Genomic DNA, 19,230 nt, shown 5'->3' with positions numbered 1-19,230 from the left:
CCGATCGTTGACCCGACCCTGCGTATCCCATTCAAATGATGACAACTCACTAACGGATTTTCGCAGGGAGGAGCCCGTGGGACGGCTGGACGGCAAGACAGCACTGGTGACCGGCGCAGGTCGTGGCATCGGGCGGGCGCTGGCGCTGAGGCTGGCGGCCGAGGGCGCGCAACTGGTGCTGAACGACCTCGACACCGACCCGCTGGAGGAGGTGGCAGCCGCGGCCGTCGACACCGGCGCGCGAGTGGTGACGCAGCCCGGCAGCGTGGTGGAAGACGGCTTTGCCGAAGACTTCGTGGCCCTTGCGTTGGCCGAATTCGGCGCGCTGGACATCATCGTCAACAATGCCGGCTATACTTGGTACGGGACCTGCGCCACGACCACGGACCAGCAGATGGAGACGATGGTGGCGCTCCACATGATGGCGCCGTTCCGGCTGCTGCGGGCTGCCATCGGCCCGATCCGTGCCTTCGCCGACACCGAACGCGCCGAGGGGCGCGAGGTGCTGCGGAAGGTGGTCAACATCTCCTCCCTCGCCGGGACCGGGGGCGTCGCGGGGCAGTTCGCCTATTCCGCGGCCAAGGCGGGTCTGGTCGGCATGACGCAGACGCTGTGCAAGGACTGGGGGCGTTACAAGGTCAATGTGAACGCCGTGGCCTTCGGGCTGATCGACACCCGCCTGAACCGGGTGGTCGAGGGCAACGCCCCGCCCCTGCAATTCGACGGCCGGGACGTCCCCATCGGCATCAGCGAGGGCTTCCGCGAAGCCACCGAACGCATGATCCCGCTGGGCCGCATCGGCACGCCCGAGGAAGCGGCGGCCGGGGCCCTTTTCTTCTGTTCGCCCGATTCCGACTACGTCAGCGGCCAGGTGCTGCACGTGGCCGGCGGGCTCGTGAACTGAGGGGCGCGCATGACTTCCTTCGGCGACGTGGAGCGCTTTTTCCACATCAACGTGAACTGTTCGGACTTCGACCGCTCGCTGGCCTTCTATGAAACCGTGGGCTTCCGCGTCCTGCTGGATTTCGAGGACGCCCCGCCGCCGCGCCGGACCTTCGGCGAAATCGGCCTGGGCCCCGTCCTGAACCTGCCCGCCGACTGCGACGGCCGGGCAGCGCTGCTGACCCTGTCGGACGATCCGCGGGCGATGCGGCTGGACCTGATCGAATGGCGTGTCCCGCAGGAAGAGGCGCCGCCCAGGCGCACGCTGGCGCAACCCGGCATGGCGCGGATCTGCCTTGCGACACGCGACGCGCTGGCCGTTCACGCGCGGCTTCAGGCGGCAGGGTACGACAGCTATTCCGCGCCGGTCGACACGGCGCTTGGCGGGTCGCTGATCCGGGTCTTCTGCTGCGAAGACCCGGACGGGACCGTCATCGAGTTTATGCAATTCCTAGGCCCGGAGACCCCGTCGGTATGAGAGACGACATCGACCACCAGGACCTCGAAGCCCGAGGCTGGATCCGGAACGAGACCCATGCGGCCTTTTCCAGCCATGTCGGCCCGGTCTGGCGTAAGGCGGACGGGGACCGGCACCGCTTCGGCTTCCGCGTTGGCCCGCATCACGACAATTCGCAAGGTCGCGCCCATGGCGGGATGATCATGACCTTCTGCGACGACGCGCTGGGATCGACGGCGATGCTGGCGCGGCCGGGGCGGGTGCTGTTCACCGTGTCCTTCGACTGCCAGTTCATTTCTGGCGCCGAAACCGGGGAATTCGTGGAGGCGGTGACAGAAGTCGTCCGCGCCACGGGGTCGCTGATGTTCATGCGGGGCGAATGCCGCGTCGGCGACCGGGTGGTCGCGACCTGCAACGGCATCTGGAAGGTTCTGGGCGAAAGGGGAATCCGGGCATGACCATCAACTACAGGCAACTGATCGACTGGGCTTTCCCGGAGGTCGTGCAGGACTATCGCTGGCAGGACACGGCGCTTTATGCGCTGTCGGTGGGGCTGGGCGCCGACCCGATGGCCCGCGACCAGCTGCGCTTCGTCTACGAGGACAACATGCTGGCCCTGCCGACCATGGCGGCGGTGCTGGCGGGACAGGGCTTCTGGATCCGGGATCCGGGGACCGGGATCGACTGGCAGCAGTCGCTCCATGGCGAGCAGGAGATCGTCTGGCACAGGCCGCTGGCCGCGATGGGGCGGATCACCGGGCGCATGCGGGTCGACAGCCTGATCGACCGGGGCGCCGGAAAAGGGTCGATCCTGACCACATGCAACGACCTGTTCGATGCCGGGGGCACGCATGTCGCATCGGTTTATGCCACCGCCTTCAACCGCGCGGACGGCGGCTTCGGCGGTCCGGCCGGGCGGGGGCGCGAGGTGCATCATCCCCCGGAACGCGCCCCGGATCACGTTCTGGACCTGCCGACCCTGCCCCGGGCCGCGTTGCTGTACCGGCTGAACGGCGACGACAACCCGCTGCATGCCGACCCGGACGTCGCCGCCGCCGCGGGCTTTCCGATGCCGATCCTGCACGGGCTTTGTACCTATGCTATCGCCGGCCGCGCACTGCTGGAGGCTGCCTGCGGATGGGACCCGTCCCGGATGAAAAGCCTCCGCGCCCGCTTTTCTGCGCCCGTCTTCCCGGGCGAGACGCTCCGGACCGAGATCTGGGAAGAGGCCGGGCTGGTCTCCTATCGGACAACAGCGCTGGAACGGAACCTGCCCGTGATCATTGGCGGCGTGATGGAATGGGCCTGACCGGGCCTTAACGGGGCCCTAACGGGCGCCGCGCATCTCGTCCCTTGCCTCGTCCCAGCGGGCATTGTCCCAGTCGAACAGCGGCCGGATCGCGTGGCCATTGGTGCCGCCGATCCAGCGCCCGCCATCGATCACCACGCATTCCCCGGTGATATAGCTGGCCTCGTCCGCGACGAGATAGCTGGCGAGGTTCGCCAGTTCGGAATGATCACCCATCCGCCGCGCCGGGATTTCTTCGTGCAGGGGTTCGGACAGGGCCCCCGACGGATACATCCGGTCCCAGGCCCCTGCGGTATGGAAATAGCCCGGCGCGATTGCGGCCGTGCGGATGCGCTTCGGCCCCCATTCGACGGCCAGCGACCGCATCAGCGCCAGCACGCCACCCTTGGCCGCGGCCGAGGGCGCGGTGAAGGGCTGGCCGGTCCATGCGGCCGAGGTGACGATGGACAGGATCGTGCCCGGGTCCCCGGCCTCGATCCAGCGCCGACCGGCAGCCAGCGAGCAATAGGCGGTGCCATGCAGCACGATCGACGCAACGCTGTCGAAGGCGCGGTGGGACAGGCGTTCGGACTGGGCGATGAAGTTGCCGGCGGCGTTGTTGACCAGGACCGATAGCGGACCGTCCTGCCAGATCCGGTCCATCACCTCCTCCACCATATCGGGTTCGCGGATGTCCAGCCGGATCGGTGTGACCGGGCGGCCGCTGACGGCCGCAATCTCGGCCGCGGCGGTGTCCAGTTTCTCCTGCCGGCGGCCGGCAATCACCACATCGGCGCCCAGCGTGGAAAACCGTTCGGCCATACTGCGGCCCAGCCCGGTGCCGCCCCCGGTGACGAGGATGCGTTTGCCCGCCAGAAGATCGGTCCTGAACATGGTTATTCCTTTCGCTCAGCGTCCCGTGAAGGCCGGGACCCGCCGTTCCCGGAAGGCCTGAACGCCTTCCCGATGATCGTCCGTGGTGAAAAGGACCGCCGCGCAGTCCCTTTCGAACCCCAGCGCCCGGTCGATGCCATGGGCCAGGTAGTCCTTCAGGTAGCTGACCGGCAGCGGCGCCGTCGCGGCCGCCTGTCCCGCCAGATCCACGGCCATGTCCAGGGCACCGTCCGCGGGTGCCACCCGGTCGGCAAGGCCGATCGCCTGCGCTGCGGCGGCATCGAAACCTTCCCCCCAGATCATGATCTGGCGCGCGCGCACGGGGCCGACCCGCAGGGGCAGGGTGTGGATCAGGGCCAGGTCGGGCAGGACGCCGACCCGGTCGAAACCATAGGCCAGCCGGGCGTCGCCTGCCGCAACGATCAGGTCGCAAAGGCAGGCCAGGCCCAGCCCGGCGCCGACCGCCCAGCCTTCGACCGCCGCCACGACCGGTTTCGGGAACCCCGCCAGCCGCCGGGGCAGCCGCGCGATGTGGTCGAAATGGTCCCGCCAGCCGGTCAGGTCCTTGCCGCCCATGTCGTCGAAATCGCCACCGGCGCAGAAGGTCCCGCCAGCACCCGTGATCACGACCGCTCCCACGCCCGGATCCGCGGCGGCACTGTCCAAAGCCTCCAGCAGCGCACCGCAGACCGCGCGAGAGATCGCGTTCTTCTTTCCCGGCACGTCAAGGCTCAGCACGCGGACGGCGCCGCGTGTTTCTGTGGCAATCATGGCTGGTCTCCCGTCGGGTCAGGCGAGGCTCGTCTCGCGCCCTTCCCAGTACAGTTTCCGGATCTCGCGCTTCAGGATCTTGCCCGCGCCGGACACCGGGAACGGATCGGTCCGGAACTCCACCGACCGCGGCACCTTGTAGCCCGAGATGTGCTGCCGGCAATGCACGATGATCTCGTCCGGCGTGGCGGCATGGTCCTTGCGCGCGATGACGATGGCATGGACCTGTTCGCCCCACTTGTCGCTGGGCACGCCGATCACCACGCAACTGGCCACCGCCGGATGAAGTGCGACGGCATTCTCGACCTCGGTGGAATAGACGTTTTCGCCCCCGGTCACGATCATGTCCTTCAGCCGGTCGATCAGGAACACGAAGCCGTCTTCGTCCATAAAGCCCGCATCGCCCGTCCTGATCCAGCCGCCGACCATCGCCTTGGCCGTTTCTTCCGGTTTTTCCCAGTACCCCAGCATCATCTGGGGACCGCGCACCAGCACCTCGCCCACTTCGCCGCGCGGCAGTTCCCGCTGCGCGTCATCGGCCACGATGATGTCCGTGCACAGCCCGGCCACCCCGGCGGACCGCAGCTTCGTCGGGTCCTTGTGGTGCCGCGGCAGCAGGCTGGAGATATAGGGCGCCATCTCTGTCTGGCCGTAACCCTGCTGCAGCCCGACATGGGGCAGCTTCGCCGCCGTCTCGGAAATCTGCGCCTGGGTCATCGGCGCCGCGCCATAGATCAGCGTCTTCAGGGTCGACACGTCGAAGCTGTCGAAGTCCGGCTGGTCCAGCACCATGCGCACCATGGTCGGCACCAGCTGGGTATGGGTCACCTTCTCGTCCTGGATCGTTTGCAGGATCGCCTTCGGATCGAAACCCGGATGGAAGATGTGGATACCGCCCGCGATGGTCGTGGCAAACAGCACCCCCGACCCGCCGCTGTGAAACAGTGGCATGGCATGCAGGAAGATCGTCCCCTCGGACGCCAGGTCGGCATAGTCGGTCGACAGCGCCACCGAGCTGGCCCAGATCGCCAGGTGCGACAGCATCACGCCCTTGGACAGGCCGGTCGTGCCCCCGGTGTAACAGATGGCCGCCATGGTCTCGCCCGGCACGGGAAGGACAGGCGCCGGGCGGCTCCGCGCCACCAGGTCTTCGTAGTCCAGCACATCGGCCGGCAACCCGGGATCGGGCGCCCGCGACGAATTCAGGAAGATCACATGGCGCAGGCCCGGATAGCGGCGGCGCAGGTCCGGCAGCATCGGCAGGAACTGCGCGTCGACCATCAGCACATCGGGGCGCGCATCGTTCAGGCCATAGGACAGTTCTTCCAGCGTCCAGCGGGTGTTAAAGGGCACCACCGCGGCACCGATCCACGGAATGGCGAAATAGGCCTCCATGTAGCGGGCCGAGTTCAGGGCAAGGATCGCCACGCGATCCCCCTGCCCCACGCCAAGACCGGCCAGACCGCCGGCCAGCCGGGCGGTTCGGTCTGTCACCTGGGCCCATGTGCGGCGGTCGGTGCCGTCCACGGTGGCAAGGCGGTCGGGTGCGATCTGGGCCATGCGCCGCAGAGACTGAGTAAGGTACATTAAGGTTCCTCCCTGGGATCGGGCCCCGGCTGCATTCCTGTCGATGCGTCCCGGCTTTCCGGGGATTCAGGGCCTGATCCGACTATTCTCGTTTATTGAGCGTTCCTCAACTATGAATGTTCTCGATCAGCCCGGCCATGCCCTGACCGCCGCCGATGCACATGGTGATCACGGCATAGCGCCCGCCGGTCTTCTTCAGGTGGTCGATGGCCGTCATCGTCATCCGCAGCCCCGTCGCCCCCGGCGGATGGCCAAGAGAAATGCCGCCGCCGTAAAGGTTCGTCTTCTCGCGCGGGATGCCCAGTTCGCGTTCGGCATGCAGGTTCACCGGGGCAAAGGCCTCGTTGATCTCGAAATAGTCGATGTCGTCGACGGACAGGCCGAACCGTTCCAGCAGCTTCTGCGTTGCCGGCACCGGGCCGATGCCCATGATCTCTGGCGGGACGCCCACCACGGTCCAGCCCAGAAGCCGGGCGTCGGGGGCGATGCCTGCCTCTTCGGCGGCACTGCGCGAGGCCACGACGATGGCCGCAGCCCCGTCCGTCACGCCACTGGAACTGCCGGGAGTCACCCGCCCGCCCTCGCGCCGGAAGACCGGACGCAGCGCGGCCAACTTTTCCGCCGTGATGCCGAAGCGGGGGAATTCGTCCTGTTCCAGCATGCGGGTGCCCCGCCCCTCCGGCACCTCGATCGGTTCGATCTGCTGCGCCAGGAACCCGCTTTCGATGGCCGCCTGCGCGCGCTGCTGGCTCATCAGGCCCCATTCGTCCATCTCTTCGCGGGTATAGCCGAAGCGGTCCGCCACGTTCTCGGCCGTCTCGCCCATCAGCTCTCCGGAAAAGCCGCAGCGATAGATCACGTCTGCCCCGTCCTCCAGCGTGACATGGCCCTTGGTGTTGCCCCAGCGCATGCCACGGGCGACATAAGGAATACGGCTGAAGTTCTCGCCCCCCGCCGCGACGCTGATCCGCGCGCCGCCGGTCCGGATGTCCTGCGCCGAAGACACGATGGATTGCAGCCCCGACGCGCAGCCGCGGTTGACCCCCATGGCGTTCGATTCGACCGGCAGCCCCGCCTTCACGGCGATCACCCGGCTGACGATGGCCGCCTCTTTGTCCACCGGCGTCACGTTGCCGAAGTTCAGGCTGTCGACCTTTTCGCCCGCGATGCCGGCCCGCGCCAGCGAGGCCTTCACCGCATGAACGCCCAGATCTTGCAGCGGCACATCGCGGAGGCTCTTGCCGAAGTCGCCGAAGGGCGTGCGTACGCCTCCGGCCAGGATGATCTCTTCCATCTGCGTCTCCTAATCCTCGCGGCCCAGACGTGATGAGGGCCACTCTCTTGACGATTAATGTGCGTTACTCATTATGGACTGTCAAACGGATCCGGCCGGGAAGTTACAGGGTAAAGGCCGCAAGGTTCCCATTACACGTATGTAGAAATGCAGTTGAAATGACGGAAATTGGCCTGTCTTTGCCACCGGATCGCCCATCGGTCGCCGTCGGTCGAAGCCCCCCCGGATTGACGCAACATGATGCCGGTGTAATGAGTTTCACTTATCAAACAGCGACGAGGGATCGGATGACCAGCATGATCAGGTTCGACGGGCGCGTGGCCATCGTTACGGGGGCCGGCAACGGGCTGGGCCGGGCGCATGCGCTGGGACTGGCCGCCCGCGGGGCACGGGTCGTGGTGAACGACCTGGGCGGCGACGGGCGCGGCGACGGCGGATCGGTCGGTCCGGCCGAAGCCGTGGCGGAAGAGATCCGCGCGAACGGGGGACAGGCCATCGCGGATGGCGCGGACGTGTCCGACCCGGCGGCGGTGCAGGCCATGGTCGACCGGACGATGGCGGAATGGGGGCGGGTCGACATCCTGCTGAACAATGCCGGGATCACGCGGGATGCCTCCTTCGGGAAGATGGCGCTTGAGGATTTCCGCAAGGTCGTCGACGTGCACCTGACCGGATCGATGATCTGCACCCGCGCGGTCTGGAACATCATGCGCGATCAGGAGTACGGGCGAGTGCTGCTGACCTCCTCGACCTCGGGTCTTTATGGCGCCTTCGCGCAGGCGCATTACGCGGCCGCCAAATCGGCGATGCTGGGGCTGATGAACGTGCTCCAGATTGAGGGCGGGCATCACAATATCCGGGTGAACATGCTGGCCCCCTGGGCCGCGACGCGCCTGACCGCGGGCCTGCTGCCACAGGAGATGCTGGACCGGATGCGCCCCGAACTGGTCACGCCGGCGGTGCTGTACCTGCTGGGCGAGGACGCGCCGGAACGGGTGATCATCGGGGCCGGGTCCGGCAGCTTCTCGCGGATCCAGCTGGTGGAAGGCGCGGCCATTCACCTTGCCGGCGACCAGTGCACCCCCGAGGCGCTGGCCGCCCGGTTCGACGAGATGTCGGCGGCCGAGCACCTTCACACCGTGACCGACACATTCGAACAGAACCGCGCGCTGCTGGCAGCGGCGGAACAGGCCTAGGGAGAGCAGGAATGACCATTCGCTTCGACAACCGCGTGGCAATCGTGACGGGCGCCGGCAACGGGCTGGGCCGGCACCATGCGCTGGGGCTGGCGCGGCTGGGCGCCAGGGTCGTGGTCAACGACCTGGGTGGCGCCACGGACGGGTCCGGCGGATCGCCGGGCGCGGCAGAGCTGGTAGCCGAGGAGATCCGCGCCGCCGGAGGCCAGGCCATCGCCGACGGCGCCGACGTGTCGAACGAGGATCAGGTCGCGGCCATGGTCGACCGGGCCATGACCGAATGGGGCCGGATCGACATCCTGCTGAACAATGCCGGAATCCTGCGGGACAAGTCCTTTGCCAAGCAGGACCTGGGCGATTTCCGGAAGGTGATGGACGTCCACCTGTGGGGCACCGTCGTCTGCACCAAGGCCGTCTGGCCGATCATGCGCGACCAGAAATACGGGCGGATCCTGCTGACCTCGTCGACCTCGGGCCTTTACGGCAATTTCGGACAGGCAGCCTATGGCGTGGCCAAGGCCGGGATGCTGGGCCTGATGAACGTGCTGCACCTTGAAGGCATGCGCGACGATATCCGGGTGAACATGCTGGCGCCCTCTGCCGTGACGCGGATGACCGAGGACCTGCTGCCCGCCGACGCCATCGCGCTGATGCGGCCCGAGGCGGTGACCCCCGGTGCGCTTTACCTTCTCAGCGAGGATGCGCCGTCCCGCGTGATCCTGGGCGCCGCGGCCGGCAGCTTCGCGCGGATCGTCCTGAACGAGACCGATGCGGTGAACCTGACCGGCCCGGATCTGACGCCCGATGGCGTGGCAGCCCATTTCGACCGGATCTGCGACACCGGGCACCTGCACACGATGCAGAATGCCTTCGAGCAGAACCGCAACCTTGTCGGCAAGGCGGCAGAAGCTGCCGGGACCACGGTGTCCTTCTAGGAACCGTCAATGCTCCAGCAGGGTCTCGATCCGGGCCAGCCGTTCGTCGATCCGCGCCAGCGTGTCGTCAGCGGCGGGCGCCGGACCCCGGGCAAGACCGCGGTAGACAAGGGTGGCGATATGGTCGGCGATCCGGTCGACGTCGATATCCTTTTCGCCCCGCAGATAGCTCCAGGTCTGGTGGTCGATGCCGCCATAGACCATGTCGCGGGCGATGCTGACCGGGATGTCGGCGTGGAATTCGCCCGCGGCGATGGCGTCTTCGATGATCCGGGTCGTGCATCTTGTATAGCTGCGGTTCAGCTCGAAGACGACGGTCTCGCGATAGTCGGGGTCGGTCTTGACCTCGTACTGCACCAGCCGCGCCAGCGCCGGATCGTCGTGGATCGTCTTCAGGTGCCGCCAGATCAGATAGCGCAGGCGATTCCACGTCCCGTGTATCCCGGCCAGGTGGTCCTCGAAATCGGCGATCGCCTCTTCGTAGGCGCGGGTCACGACCTTGTTCAGAAGCTCGCGCTTGCTGGCGAAATGGCGATAGATCGTGCCTTCGACGATCCCCGCCCTTTCGGCGATCTCGGCGGTCGAGGTCAGCTGGTAACCCTTCTCGCTGAAGACCTCGGCGGCGATGTCGAGGATTTCGGCCTGGCGGCTTTCCTTGTCGAGGCGCCGCCGGCGCTGTGGTCGTTCGGACATCGCGTTCGCTCCTTTCCCGGTGCGGGCCGGGATCGCCCTGCGTCTAGCGCACATTGCAAGCCCCCGCATTCCCAGCCACCATCGGCCGGACAGGATCGCACTGTCGCGCCAGGACCAGAAAACCGAAAGGACGCACAAGATGCCAGACGCAAACGACAGGCCATCTGACGGGCCATCCGACGGTCCGACCGACGCCTCGCTGGCCGCCACCCGGTTCCTGGACTGGACCACGCCAAGCCTGCAGGACTTCGCGGTGGACGCGGCCGGTGATGGCACCGACCGGGACAAGGCCGTGCGCCTGTGCCACGCCGTGCGGGACCGGATCCGGTACGATCCATACAGCTTCCGGCTGGCGCCGGAGATCTATGTTGCCTCGCACTGCCTTGATGCACCCTCGGCCTATTGCGTGCCGAAGGCGATCCTGCTGGCTGCCGCGGCACGCGCGGTCGGCATCCCGTCGCGGGTGGGCTTCGCCGACGTGCGCAATCACCTGAGCTCGCCCAAGCTGACCGCAATGATGGGGACGGATGTGTTTCGCTGGCATGGCTACACGCTGCTGTGGCTGGACGGGCGCTGGGTGAAGGCGACGCCGGCCTTCGACATCGGGCTCTGCACCCGCTTCGGGATTGCCCCGCTGGATTTCGACGGGGTGCACGATTCGATCTATCACCCGTTCGACAGCGCCGGCCGGCAGCATATGGAATACGTGGCCGACCGGGGCGGGTTCGACGACGTGCCCTTCGACATCTTCGTGGCGGGAATGCGCACCTATTACGCCCCGATGCTGGAGATGCTGGAAGCCCAGGATCGGGCCGGGGCCAGGATGGACGACACCGCCTTCGGCACCGCCTGACCCGGACAAAAGGGCGCCCGCTGTCCGCGGACGCCCACTGTCATGACGCCTCAGCCACCCAGCAGCGGGCATGGGCTTTCCTCGAGCGGGCGATAGACGCTGTCGCCCGGGATCATCTCGACCACCTTGTAGAGATCCCAGGGGCCCTGCGAGTCCGCGGGCGCCTTGGCCTCCAGCATGTAGAGGTATTTCGGCACCATCCGCCCGTCCGGCCGCACCACGCCGTCGATGGCGAAGAAGTCCTTCACCGGCATGGTCTTCATCTGCGCCGTGACCGTGCGCCCGTCGTCCGACCCCGCCGCCTCTGCCGCGCGCAGGTAGTGGGTCACGGCGGAATAGGCATCCGCCTGGCTTTGCGTGGGCACCCGGCCATAGACATCCGAGAACCGCTTCGAAAACGCCCGCGTCTCGTCATCGCGGTCCCAGTAGAAGCTTTCCGCCACGATCAGCCCGTTGGCGGCATCCAGCCCGATGGCATGGGTGTCGGTGATCGAGGTGACAAGCCCGATGATCTTCTGCCCGCCCGCGGCCAGACCGAATTCATTGGCCTGTTTCAGCGCATTCATCGTGTCGTTGCCGGCATTGGCCATGGCGACGATATCCGCCCCCGACGCCTGTGCCTGCAGCAGGAACGAACTGAAATCCGTCGTTCCCAGCGGCGCCCGGACACTGCCCACGACCGTGGCATCGCCCTTCGCCAGTTCGGCCTCCGTGTCGCGCTGAAGCGATTCACCGAAGGAGTAGTCGGCGGTGATGAAGAACCATTTCTTGGCCCCAAGCACCTTACCCGCATTGGCCCCCATCCGGGCCGCGGCATAGGTGTCGATGCTCCAGTGTGTGGCCGTATCGGTGCAAAGCTTGCCCGACAGGTCGGAACTGAGCCCGCCGGTGTTCAGCACCGCCACGCCCTTTTCCTTCGCGACTTCCATCGCCGCCAGCGCGATGGGCGATCCCGAGCCTGCCACGAGCACGTCGACCCCATCCTCGTCGATCCAGCGGCGCGAGGTGGTCGAGGCGATGTCGGTCTTCAGCTGCGTGTCGGCGTTCAGCACTTCGACCGGCACGCCGTTCACGGCACCGCCGAAATCGTCGACCGCCCATTGCACCACCGATTTCAGGCCCGGACCCACCGTATCCGAATATGGCCCGTTCATGTCGTTCAGGATGCCGATCTTGATCGTGTCGCCGGAAAAGCCGCCTTCGGCCGCCGCCGGGCCGGCAAGCCCCGCCGCCAACGCGATGGCAGCCGTGCCGGCCGCCAGTCGGGAATGTCTGGTCATGTCTTCTTTTCCTCCCTTGGTCCGCCGGCCCGCCCCTCCTGACGTTCCGGCTTCGACTTAATAAGCATAGCTCACCAACGGCTTTTCCCGTAGGCAATTGTGGGCTTGCGACACTCGGAAAGGGCCTTTCTGGCCTCGTTCCACATACATGGAATAGGTTATTGACAGAGAATAGCCTTGATGTTCCCCTATTAGTGAGCACTACTCACTAATACAGACTCGGCCGGCCGCGCGGAAGGAGACGGGCGCCGGCACGGGATGTGAGAGGATCGGTCAGGGAGGACCCGAAATGGACATCGCGCATCTGGTGGAGGAGCCGGAAACCGCAACGGTAAAGTCGGCCCGGCGGGCCCTGCTGATCCTTGAACTTTTCGGCCGCGAGCGGCGGCAGATGTCGACGACGGACATCGCGATGCTGCTGGACCTGCCGATTTCCAGCACGGCCGCGCTGCTGAAAAGCCTGACAAGCCAAGGGTATCTGGTCTTCGACCGTCAGTCGCGGATCTATGGCGTCAGCCTGCGGGTGGGCTTCCTGGGCGGCTGGATGCACCGCGCCAGCGAAGGGTTCGGGCGGCTCGACGCCGCGATCGACCGGCTGGCAGAGGAGACGGGGCGCGCGGTAATCCTGGGCGTCCGGAACGATTTCAGCATCCAGTACGTGAAGGTCGAAAGCCGGGGCCTGCCCTTCGCGCTGCCTGTGGGCAGCCGTCAGCGGCTGGTCGACACGGTGATGGGCAGGAGCCTGCTGGCCGGCGACGACGACCGCGCCATCGAACGGCTGGTTCGCCGCGCCAATGCCGAACGGCCCTGCGACCGGGACCCGGTGGACCTGACCGCCATCCGGGCCGAAATCGCCACGGTCCGCGACACCGGCACGGTCTTCGCGGGCCACGCCTTCCACGACGGCTTTGCCGCCGCCGCCGCCCCGATCCGCATTGCTGACACGGGCCAGGTCGCGGCCCTTGGCATCGTGGGCCCCGCCGAAGACATGGAACCCGACCGGGCGCACATCACGGCCCTGCTTTGGTCGGTCGTGCGCGAGATCCAGTCTCCGGCTCCCCTGCCCCGGGACCTGCCCGCGGCAGAGCTTCGCCAGATCGCCTGACCGTTCAGGTCAGGCCCCGCGCATGAGCCCGGGTGAAATAGCCGGTGTTGCCGTACTGCGCTTCCAGCACCCGCGCGCGGCGGTAGTAGTGGGAAATCGGCATTTCCTCGGTCATGCCCATGCCCCCGTGCAGGTGCAGCCCGTCGCCCGCGACCCGTTTCGCCACGTCGCCCGCCAGCACCTTCAGCCCGACGGCGGCCCGCAGGCGGTCCGGCCCCGGCTGATCCGCGACCGACAGGGCATGCAGCAGCAGGGCCTTCAACTGCTCGATCTCGACGAACATGTCGGCAAGGCGGTGCTGCACCACCTGGAAGTCGCCCAGCCTCCGCCCGAACTGGCTCCGCCCGGCGACATAGTCCCGCGTGTGCTGCAGGGCACCTTCGGCCACCCCGACAGCTTCGGCCCCCAGCGCCGTCAGGGTCGCGCAAATGGCCGCGTCCAGCGCAACCTCGGCAGCCGCTCCGGTCGCAAGCACCGTCCCGTCGACCCCGTCCAGGTCCAGATCCGACACGAAGCCCTTGTCGAGCGTCCGGTAGTCCTGCCGTTGCCCGGCCGGGTCAATCAGCGCCAGCACGAGACCGCCGTCGCCCTGTGCCGTGACAACCACCTTGCCGGCCGTCGCCGCATCCGGGACCAGCCGCTTTCGCCCGGTCAGACGGACGGTGTCCGGCCCCGAAGCCACAGCCTTTGTCCCCGGCACATCAAGGATACCGCGCCCGCCCGGCTCTCCATGGGCCAGCGTCACGGTCAGGGTGCCGGCGGCGATGCCCTCCAGCAGGCTTTCGGCATGTTTCCCGTCCACGCTGCACAACAACCACGCGGACGTGACCGCCGTCGAGAGATAGGGCCCGACATAAAGCGCGCGGCCCAGTTCCTGCATCAGGATCGCCTGGTCGACCAGCGTGCCGTCCATGCCGCCCACCGCCTCGGGCAGTCCCAGCGCGGGCCAGCCCAGAGCCGCGATGTCGGGCCAGAAGGCCGCGCCGCCTTCGCCCAGAAGCGCCCCGCGACGGCCAAAGTCGAACCGGTCCCGCAGCAGGCGCGCGGCACTGTCGCGCAGCAGTGCCTGTTCATCGGTCAGGGTGAAATCCATGCGCCTAGCCTCGTGAAAGTTGCTTGTAGATGATCGACCGCTGCACCTCCGACGTGCCGGCATAGATCGTGCCCGCCCGGCGATAGAGGTACTGCGCCATGAGCCCCGGCGCCTCGTCCGGGGTCCAGAACGGCAGTGCGCCGCCATTGCCGTCCTCGGGATCGGGATACAGCGGCGTCATCTCGGGACCCATTGCCTCGGCGGCAAGGTCGAGGATCGCGTGCTGGATCTGCGAACCCTTAAGCTTCAGCGCCGAGGCCGCGGCGACCGGGTCCGGCACCTCGCCCGACAGCATCCGCAACACGGCCCATTCCAGCGCCTTCAGGTCTATCTCGACCCGCGCGGCGGCCATGCGGAAGGCCGGATCCTCCAGCAGCGCCCCGCCCTCCGCCCCCGCAATCGCCATCATCCGCCGGAAATCCCGGCGCGAGCGGTGGACGAAGGAATTGAAGGTCCGTTCGTTGTCGAGAAGGAACTTGGCATAGCTCCAGCCCCTGCCCTCCTCGCCCACCAGATCGGTCGCGGGCACGCGGACGTTTTCAAGGAAGACCTCGTTCACCGTGTGTCCGCTGTCCAGCGTCGGGATCGGCCGCACGGTCACGCCCGCATCGGACATGTCGAGCAGCAGGAAGGAAATCCCGTCCTGCCGCCGGTCGGATTTCGATGTCCTGGCCAGACAGAACATCATGTCCGCGAAATGCGCCTCGGTCGTCCAGATCTTGTGACCGTTGACGATGTAGTGGTCGCCGTCCCTGTCCGCTCGCGTCACCAGCGAAGCCAGGTCCGACCCGGCACCGGGTTCGGAGAAGCCCTGACACCAGAAGACCTCGCCCGACAGGATCTTCGGCAGGTGTTCCGCCTTCTGAGCGTCCGAGCCGAAGGTGTAAAGGACAGGCCCCACCAGCCGCAGGCCGAAGGGGCTGGGCGGCGGGGCATCGGCCAGCGCGCATTCGTCATCGAAGATGAACTGCTGCATCGCCGTCCAGCCGGGGCCACCGTGTTCGACCGGCCAGTGCGGTGCGGACCATCCCTTGCGGTGCAGGATCGCCTGCCAGCGTTTCAGGTCGTCCTTCGGCGGATGATAGCCCCGCGCAAAGCGCCGGGCGATGTCCACGGGCAGGTTTTCCTGCAGGAACGCGCGCACCTCGGCGCGGAAAGTCGTCTCGTCTTCCGTCAGCGAAAAGTCCATCCTGAGCTCTACTCAATATCTTCTGGCATCCGGGCACAGCCTTGGGAAGGGACAGGCGACTGTCCACCATCAAACCCCTTTCTGTGCGCTTTTCCACAAGCCTGTACTTTGCGGATACGGAAAGAAGGCAGGCTCATCAACAGGCGGAATTCACACATGTGGAAAGGCCGGGCCGAACGCATCCGGCAGTGGAAATGCAGGCGCCTGACCCGCATCCTTCACACCAGGGAGGACCACCATGACCGCATCGCCACGCCATGTCGCCTGAACCCGTATCCGACGTGCCGGCCGACGACATCGTCCTGTCGGGCACCGACCTCGTGAAGGGGTTCAAGGGCTTCTACGCCGTCGATGGCGTGTCGCTGCAGGTCCGCCGCGGGTCCATCCATGCGCTGATCGGCCCGAACGGCGCCGGGAAGACGACGCTCTTCAACCTCTTGACCAAGTTCCTGACGCCGACCTCGGGCCAGATCCGGTTTGACGGGCGGGACATAACCGGCCTGAAACCGGCCGAGGTGGCACGTCTTGGTGTCGTGCGGTCCTTCCAGATCTCGGCCGTGTTCGACCGGTTGACGGTGCTGCAGAACCTGCGGGTGGCGCTCCAGCGCAAGGCCGGCGACGGGTTCCGTTTCTGGGAGACCGAGAACCGCATGCGCCGCTTCGACGATGAGGCCGAGGCGCTGATGGAAGAAGTCGGGCTGGAAGGCTTCGCCCATACGCCCGCCGCCGCCCTGCCCTATGGCCGCAAGCGCGCGCTGGAGCTGGCGTCGACACTGGCCGTCGATCCGAAGGTCCTGCTGCTCGATGAACCCATGGCCGGAATGGCGCACGAGGATATCGACCGGATCGCCGACCTGATCCGCCACGTGGCACAGTCGCGGACGGTTCTCATGGTCGAACACAACCTGTCGGTCGTGGCATCCTTGTCCGACCGGATCACCGTTCTGGCCCGCGGCAAGGTTCTGGCCGAAGGCGACTATGCCAGCGTCAGCCAGGACCCGCAGGTGGTGGGCGCCTATATGGGCGAGGGTCTTCATGCCTGACGGAACCCGCCCTCCCCGCCTGACCGTCGACGGGCTGAACGCCTGGTACGGCCCGTCCCATGTCCTGTTCGGCGTCAGCTTCGACGTGGCCCCGGGCGAGGTCGTGACCCTTCTGGGCCGGAACGGTGCCGGCAAGACCACGACGCTGCGCGCCCTGATGGGAATGCTGCCGAAACGGATGGGATCGATCCTTTTCGACGGGGTCGAGACTATTGGCCTGCCCGGCCGCCGCATTGCCCGGCTGGGTATGGGCTACGTGCCGGAAGAACGCGGGATCTTCGCCAGCCTTTCGGTCCGCGAAAACCTGTTCCTGCCGCCGGAAATCGCCCCCGGCGGTGCGTCGGAGGAGGAGATCTATGGCCTCTTCCCCAACCTGCGCGAACGCCGCTTCAGCCGGGGGACACAGCTGTCGGGGGGCGAGCAGCAGATGCTGGCCATCGGGCGGATCATGCGGACCGGCGCACGGTTCCTGCTGCTGGACGAACCGACCGAAGGCCTGGCCCCGGTCATCGTCGAACAGATCGGCCGCACCATCGCCGCGCTGAAGGCGCAGGGCTTCACCGTGATCCTTGTCGAACAGAACTTCCGTTTCGCCGCCGCGGTCGCCGACCGGCACGTGGTGATGGAAACGGGGCGCGTCGTCGACACCATTCCCAACGATCAGATCGGCGCCAGCATGGGCCGGCTGCGCGGCTATCTGGGCATATAGGGGGCAAGCCATGTTCGAACTGATCGGCATACCGCCGCAGGCGCTGCTGGGGCAGCTGTTCCTGGGCCTGATCAACGGGTCCTTCTACGCCACGCTCTCGCTGGGGCTGGCGGTTATTTTCGGGCTTCTGCACATCATCAACTTCGCCCATGGCGCCTTCTACATGCTGGGGGCCTTTGCGGCATGGTTCGGGCTGACCCATTTCGGCATCGGCTACTGGTCGGCGCTGGTCCTGGCGCCGCTGATCGTGGGCGCGGCCGGCATCGCGGTGGAACGGTTGCTGATCGCACGGATCAGCGGGCTGAACGTGCTTTACGGGCTGCTTCTGACCTTCGGGCTGGCGCTGGTCGTGCAAGGGCTGGTCCGCAACTTCTACGGCTCGTCCGGCCTGCGCTATCCGGTGCCAGCGGACCTGGCCGGCGGCAAGAACCTGGGCTTCATGTTCCTGCCCTGGTACCGCGGCTGGGTCCTGGCCATATCTGTCGTCGTCTGCCTGACCACATGGTTCGTGATCGAACGCACGCGGATCGGGTCGACCCTGCGCGCCGCGCAGGAAAACCCCGGCCTGGTCGAGGCCTTTGGCATCAACGTCCCCCGCCTTGTCTCGCTGACCTACGGCGTGGGCGTGGCGCTTGCCGCCTTCGCCGGCGTGCTGGCCGCACCGATCTATTCGGTCCAGCCGGAAATGGGCGCGGACCTTCTGATCGTCGTTTTCGCCGTGGTGGTGATCGGCGGCATGGGCTCGATCCTGGGCTCGATCCTCACCGGCCTCGGGCTTGGCCTCATCGAGGGGCTGACCAAGGTCTTCTATCCGGAAGCCTCCAACGTGGTGATCTTCGTGATCATGGTCGTCGTCCTGATGATCAAACCCGAAGGCCTCTTTGGGAGCGCCCAATGACCGACACTTCCGCGCCGATCGGCCTGACCGCGGCCCGCGCCACGCCCGCTGCCGAACGCGATCCCAAGCAGCTGCAACGCTGGATCTTCGTCGGGCTGTTCCTGTTCCTGTGCGCCGCGCCGTGGTTCGCCTATCCGATCTTCGTGATGAAGATCCTGTGCTTCGCGCTCTTCGCCTCGGCTTTCAACCTGCTCTTCGGCTATGTGGGCCTCTTGTCCTTCGGCCACGCCGCCTATTTCGGGATGGCAAGCTATGTCGCCGCATACACGGCAAAATTTTGGCCCGTCACGCCGGAAATCGCGATCCTGCTGGGCACCGCCACGGCCACACTGATGGGACTGGTCTTCGGTGCCATCGCCATCCGGCGCCAGGGCATCTACTTCGCCATGATCACTCTGGCGTTGGCGCAGCTGGTCTATTTCTTCGCCATCCAGACGCCCAAGTTCACCCATGGCGAAGACGGGCTGCAGGGCGTGCCACGCGGGTACCTTTTCGGGATCTTCGATCTGGCCAACGACATGACGCTCTATGCCATGGTGCTGGCGATCTTCATGGGGGGCATGCTTCTGATCCATCGTGTGATCCATTCCCCTTTCGGCCAGATCCTGCAGGCGATCCGCGACAACGAACCCCGCGCGATCTCGCTGGGCTACCGGACGCAGCGCTACAAGCTTCTGGGGCTGGTCCTGTCGGCCGGGATCGCCGGGCTGGCGGGGGCGACCAAGGCTATCGTCTTCCAGGTGGCAACGCTGGTCGATGTCCACTGGTCGATGTCGGGAGAGCCGATCCTGATGACGCTGGTCGGCGGCATGGGCACGATTTTCGGCCCCATGGTCGGCGCCGCGGTGATCGGGGTCATGCAGAACTACATGCAGGGGCTGGGCTCGTGGCTGACGGTCACGCAGGGGCTGATCTTCATCTTCTGCGTCCTGGCCTTCCGCGCCGGCATCGTCGGCACCATCGGCCGCCTGATCCGCCGCGACATCTGACCTTCAGGAGACCC

General features: G+C 66.7%; 20 protein-coding genes. 12 read left to right on the top strand and 8 right to left on the bottom strand.

What is annotated here, in order from left to right; all coding sequences use genetic code 11:
- The first annotated feature begins 76 nt into the window (after positions 1–76).
- The 4 genes from FQK05_RS19405 to FQK05_RS19390 are packed head-to-tail and all read left to right on the top strand — an operon-like array spanning position 77 to position 2,708.
- Positions 77–904, top strand: coding sequence for an SDR family NAD(P)-dependent oxidoreductase (locus FQK05_RS19405; RefSeq protein WP_158969978.1), 828 nt, complete (start codon positions 77–79; stop codon positions 902–904).
- A 9-nt stretch (positions 905–913) separates the two neighbouring features.
- Positions 914–1,420 carry a VOC family protein gene (locus FQK05_RS19400; RefSeq protein WP_158969976.1) on the top strand — a complete coding sequence of 169 codons (507 nt, stop codon included), beginning with the start codon at positions 914–916 and terminating at the stop codon, positions 1,418–1,420.
- Positions 1,417–1,857, top strand: a complete 441-nt coding sequence (locus FQK05_RS19395) for a PaaI family thioesterase (RefSeq protein ID WP_158969974.1) — start codon at positions 1,417–1,419, stop codon at positions 1,855–1,857. Before FQK05_RS19400 ends, FQK05_RS19395 begins: the two co-directional genes overlap by 4 nt.
- Positions 1,854–2,708 (top strand): MaoC family dehydratase, encoded by an 855-nt coding sequence (locus FQK05_RS19390; protein ID WP_158969972.1) that lies wholly within the window; start codon positions 1,854–1,856, stop codon positions 2,706–2,708. The genes FQK05_RS19395 and FQK05_RS19390 overlap by 4 nt, the downstream gene beginning before the upstream one ends.
- 18 nt (positions 2,709–2,726) lie before the next feature.
- Here FQK05_RS19390 and FQK05_RS19385 read toward each other — a convergent pair whose 3' ends face one another.
- The 4 genes from FQK05_RS19385 to FQK05_RS19370 form a co-directional block, all read right to left on the bottom strand.
- On the bottom strand, positions 2,727–3,581 hold the full coding sequence (locus FQK05_RS19385; protein WP_158969970.1) for an SDR family oxidoreductase: 855 nt from the start codon (positions 3,579–3,581) through the stop codon (positions 2,727–2,729).
- Between the two features lie 15 nt (positions 3,582–3,596).
- On the bottom strand, positions 3,597–4,352 hold the full coding sequence (locus FQK05_RS19380; RefSeq protein WP_158969968.1) for an enoyl-CoA hydratase/isomerase family protein: 756 nt from the start codon (positions 4,350–4,352) through the stop codon (positions 3,597–3,599).
- Between the two features lie 18 nt (positions 4,353–4,370).
- Positions 4,371–5,939 (bottom strand): long-chain-fatty-acid--CoA ligase, encoded by a 1,569-nt coding sequence (locus tag FQK05_RS19375; RefSeq protein WP_158969966.1) that lies wholly within the window; start codon positions 5,937–5,939, stop codon positions 4,371–4,373.
- Positions 5,940–6,045: 106 nt separating this feature from the next.
- Complete coding sequence (locus FQK05_RS19370) at positions 6,046–7,233, bottom strand: thiolase family protein (protein ID WP_158969964.1); 1,188 nt, start codon at positions 7,231–7,233, stop codon at positions 6,046–6,048.
- A gap of 287 nt (positions 7,234–7,520) precedes the next feature.
- Here FQK05_RS19370 and FQK05_RS19365 point away from each other — a divergent pair, with 287 nt between their 5' ends.
- Both FQK05_RS19365 and FQK05_RS19360 read left to right on the top strand, forming a co-directional pair.
- Positions 7,521–8,429 (top strand): SDR family NAD(P)-dependent oxidoreductase, encoded by a 909-nt coding sequence (locus FQK05_RS19365; RefSeq protein ID WP_199252712.1) that lies wholly within the window; start codon positions 7,521–7,523, stop codon positions 8,427–8,429.
- Between the two features lie 11 nt (positions 8,430–8,440).
- Positions 8,441–9,364, top strand: a complete 924-nt coding sequence (locus FQK05_RS19360) for an SDR family NAD(P)-dependent oxidoreductase (RefSeq protein WP_158969962.1) — start codon at positions 8,441–8,443, stop codon at positions 9,362–9,364.
- 6 nt (positions 9,365–9,370) lie between these two features.
- On the opposite strand, the gene FQK05_RS19355 is transcribed toward FQK05_RS19360, so the two are convergent.
- Positions 9,371–10,057, bottom strand: coding sequence for a TetR/AcrR family transcriptional regulator (locus FQK05_RS19355; RefSeq protein WP_158969960.1), 687 nt, complete (start codon positions 10,055–10,057; stop codon positions 9,371–9,373).
- A gap of 139 nt (positions 10,058–10,196) precedes the next feature.
- On the opposite strand from FQK05_RS19355, the gene FQK05_RS19350 reads away from it, so the two are divergent.
- Positions 10,197–10,910, top strand: a complete 714-nt coding sequence (locus tag FQK05_RS19350; protein WP_158969958.1) for a transglutaminase-like domain-containing protein — start codon at positions 10,197–10,199, stop codon at positions 10,908–10,910.
- A 50-nt stretch (positions 10,911–10,960) separates the two neighbouring features.
- Here FQK05_RS19350 and FQK05_RS19345 read toward each other — a convergent pair whose 3' ends face one another.
- Entirely contained in the window at positions 10,961–12,190 is a 1,230-nt protein-coding gene (locus FQK05_RS19345) for an ABC transporter substrate-binding protein (RefSeq protein ID WP_158969956.1), read from the bottom strand.
- A gap of 289 nt (positions 12,191–12,479) precedes the next feature.
- Between FQK05_RS19345 and FQK05_RS19340 the strand changes: the two genes are divergently transcribed.
- Positions 12,480–13,295 (top strand): IclR family transcriptional regulator, encoded by an 816-nt coding sequence (locus FQK05_RS19340; protein WP_158969954.1) that lies wholly within the window; start codon positions 12,480–12,482, stop codon positions 13,293–13,295.
- Positions 13,296–13,299: 4 nt separating this feature from the next.
- Here the strand turns inward: FQK05_RS19340 and FQK05_RS19335 are convergent, their stop codons facing one another.
- Together FQK05_RS19335 and FQK05_RS19330 are read right to left on the bottom strand one after the other, a co-directional pair.
- The gene (locus FQK05_RS19335; RefSeq protein WP_158969952.1) at positions 13,300–14,388 is read right to left on the bottom strand and encodes an acyl-CoA dehydrogenase family protein; all 1,089 of its coding nucleotides are present in this window, start codon (positions 14,386–14,388) and stop codon (positions 13,300–13,302) included.
- A gap of 4 nt (positions 14,389–14,392) precedes the next feature.
- Positions 14,393–15,577, bottom strand: coding sequence for an acyl-CoA dehydrogenase family protein (locus FQK05_RS19330; RefSeq protein WP_158969950.1), 1,185 nt, complete (start codon positions 15,575–15,577; stop codon positions 14,393–14,395).
- Positions 15,578–15,834: 257 nt separating this feature from the next.
- Between FQK05_RS19330 and FQK05_RS19325 the strand changes: the two genes are divergently transcribed.
- Genes FQK05_RS19325 through FQK05_RS19310 form a run of 4 tightly spaced genes read left to right on the top strand, consistent with a single transcriptional unit; the run spans position 15,835 to position 19,216 of the window.
- On the top strand, positions 15,835–16,620 hold the full coding sequence (locus tag FQK05_RS19325) for an ABC transporter ATP-binding protein (RefSeq protein WP_158969948.1): 786 nt from the start codon (positions 15,835–15,837) through the stop codon (positions 16,618–16,620).
- On the top strand, positions 16,613–17,329 hold the full coding sequence (locus FQK05_RS19320; RefSeq protein ID WP_158969946.1) for an ABC transporter ATP-binding protein: 717 nt from the start codon (positions 16,613–16,615) through the stop codon (positions 17,327–17,329). Before FQK05_RS19325 ends, FQK05_RS19320 begins: the two co-directional genes overlap by 8 nt.
- A 10-nt stretch (positions 17,330–17,339) precedes the next feature.
- Positions 17,340–18,227 (top strand): branched-chain amino acid ABC transporter permease, encoded by an 888-nt coding sequence (locus FQK05_RS19315; protein ID WP_158969944.1) that lies wholly within the window; start codon positions 17,340–17,342, stop codon positions 18,225–18,227.
- Complete coding sequence (locus FQK05_RS19310) at positions 18,224–19,216, top strand: branched-chain amino acid ABC transporter permease (protein ID WP_158969942.1); 993 nt, start codon at positions 18,224–18,226, stop codon at positions 19,214–19,216. The genes FQK05_RS19315 and FQK05_RS19310 overlap by 4 nt, the downstream gene beginning before the upstream one ends.
- Positions 19,217–19,230 lie beyond the last annotated feature (14 nt).

This window comes from Chachezhania sediminis (assembly GCF_009765275.1).
Taxonomy (GTDB): Bacteria; Pseudomonadota; Alphaproteobacteria; order Rhodobacterales; family Rhodobacteraceae; genus Chachezhania; species Chachezhania sediminis.
The sequence above is the reverse complement of the archived record's forward strand: the minus strand, read 5'-3'. Positions and strand labels throughout refer to the sequence as shown.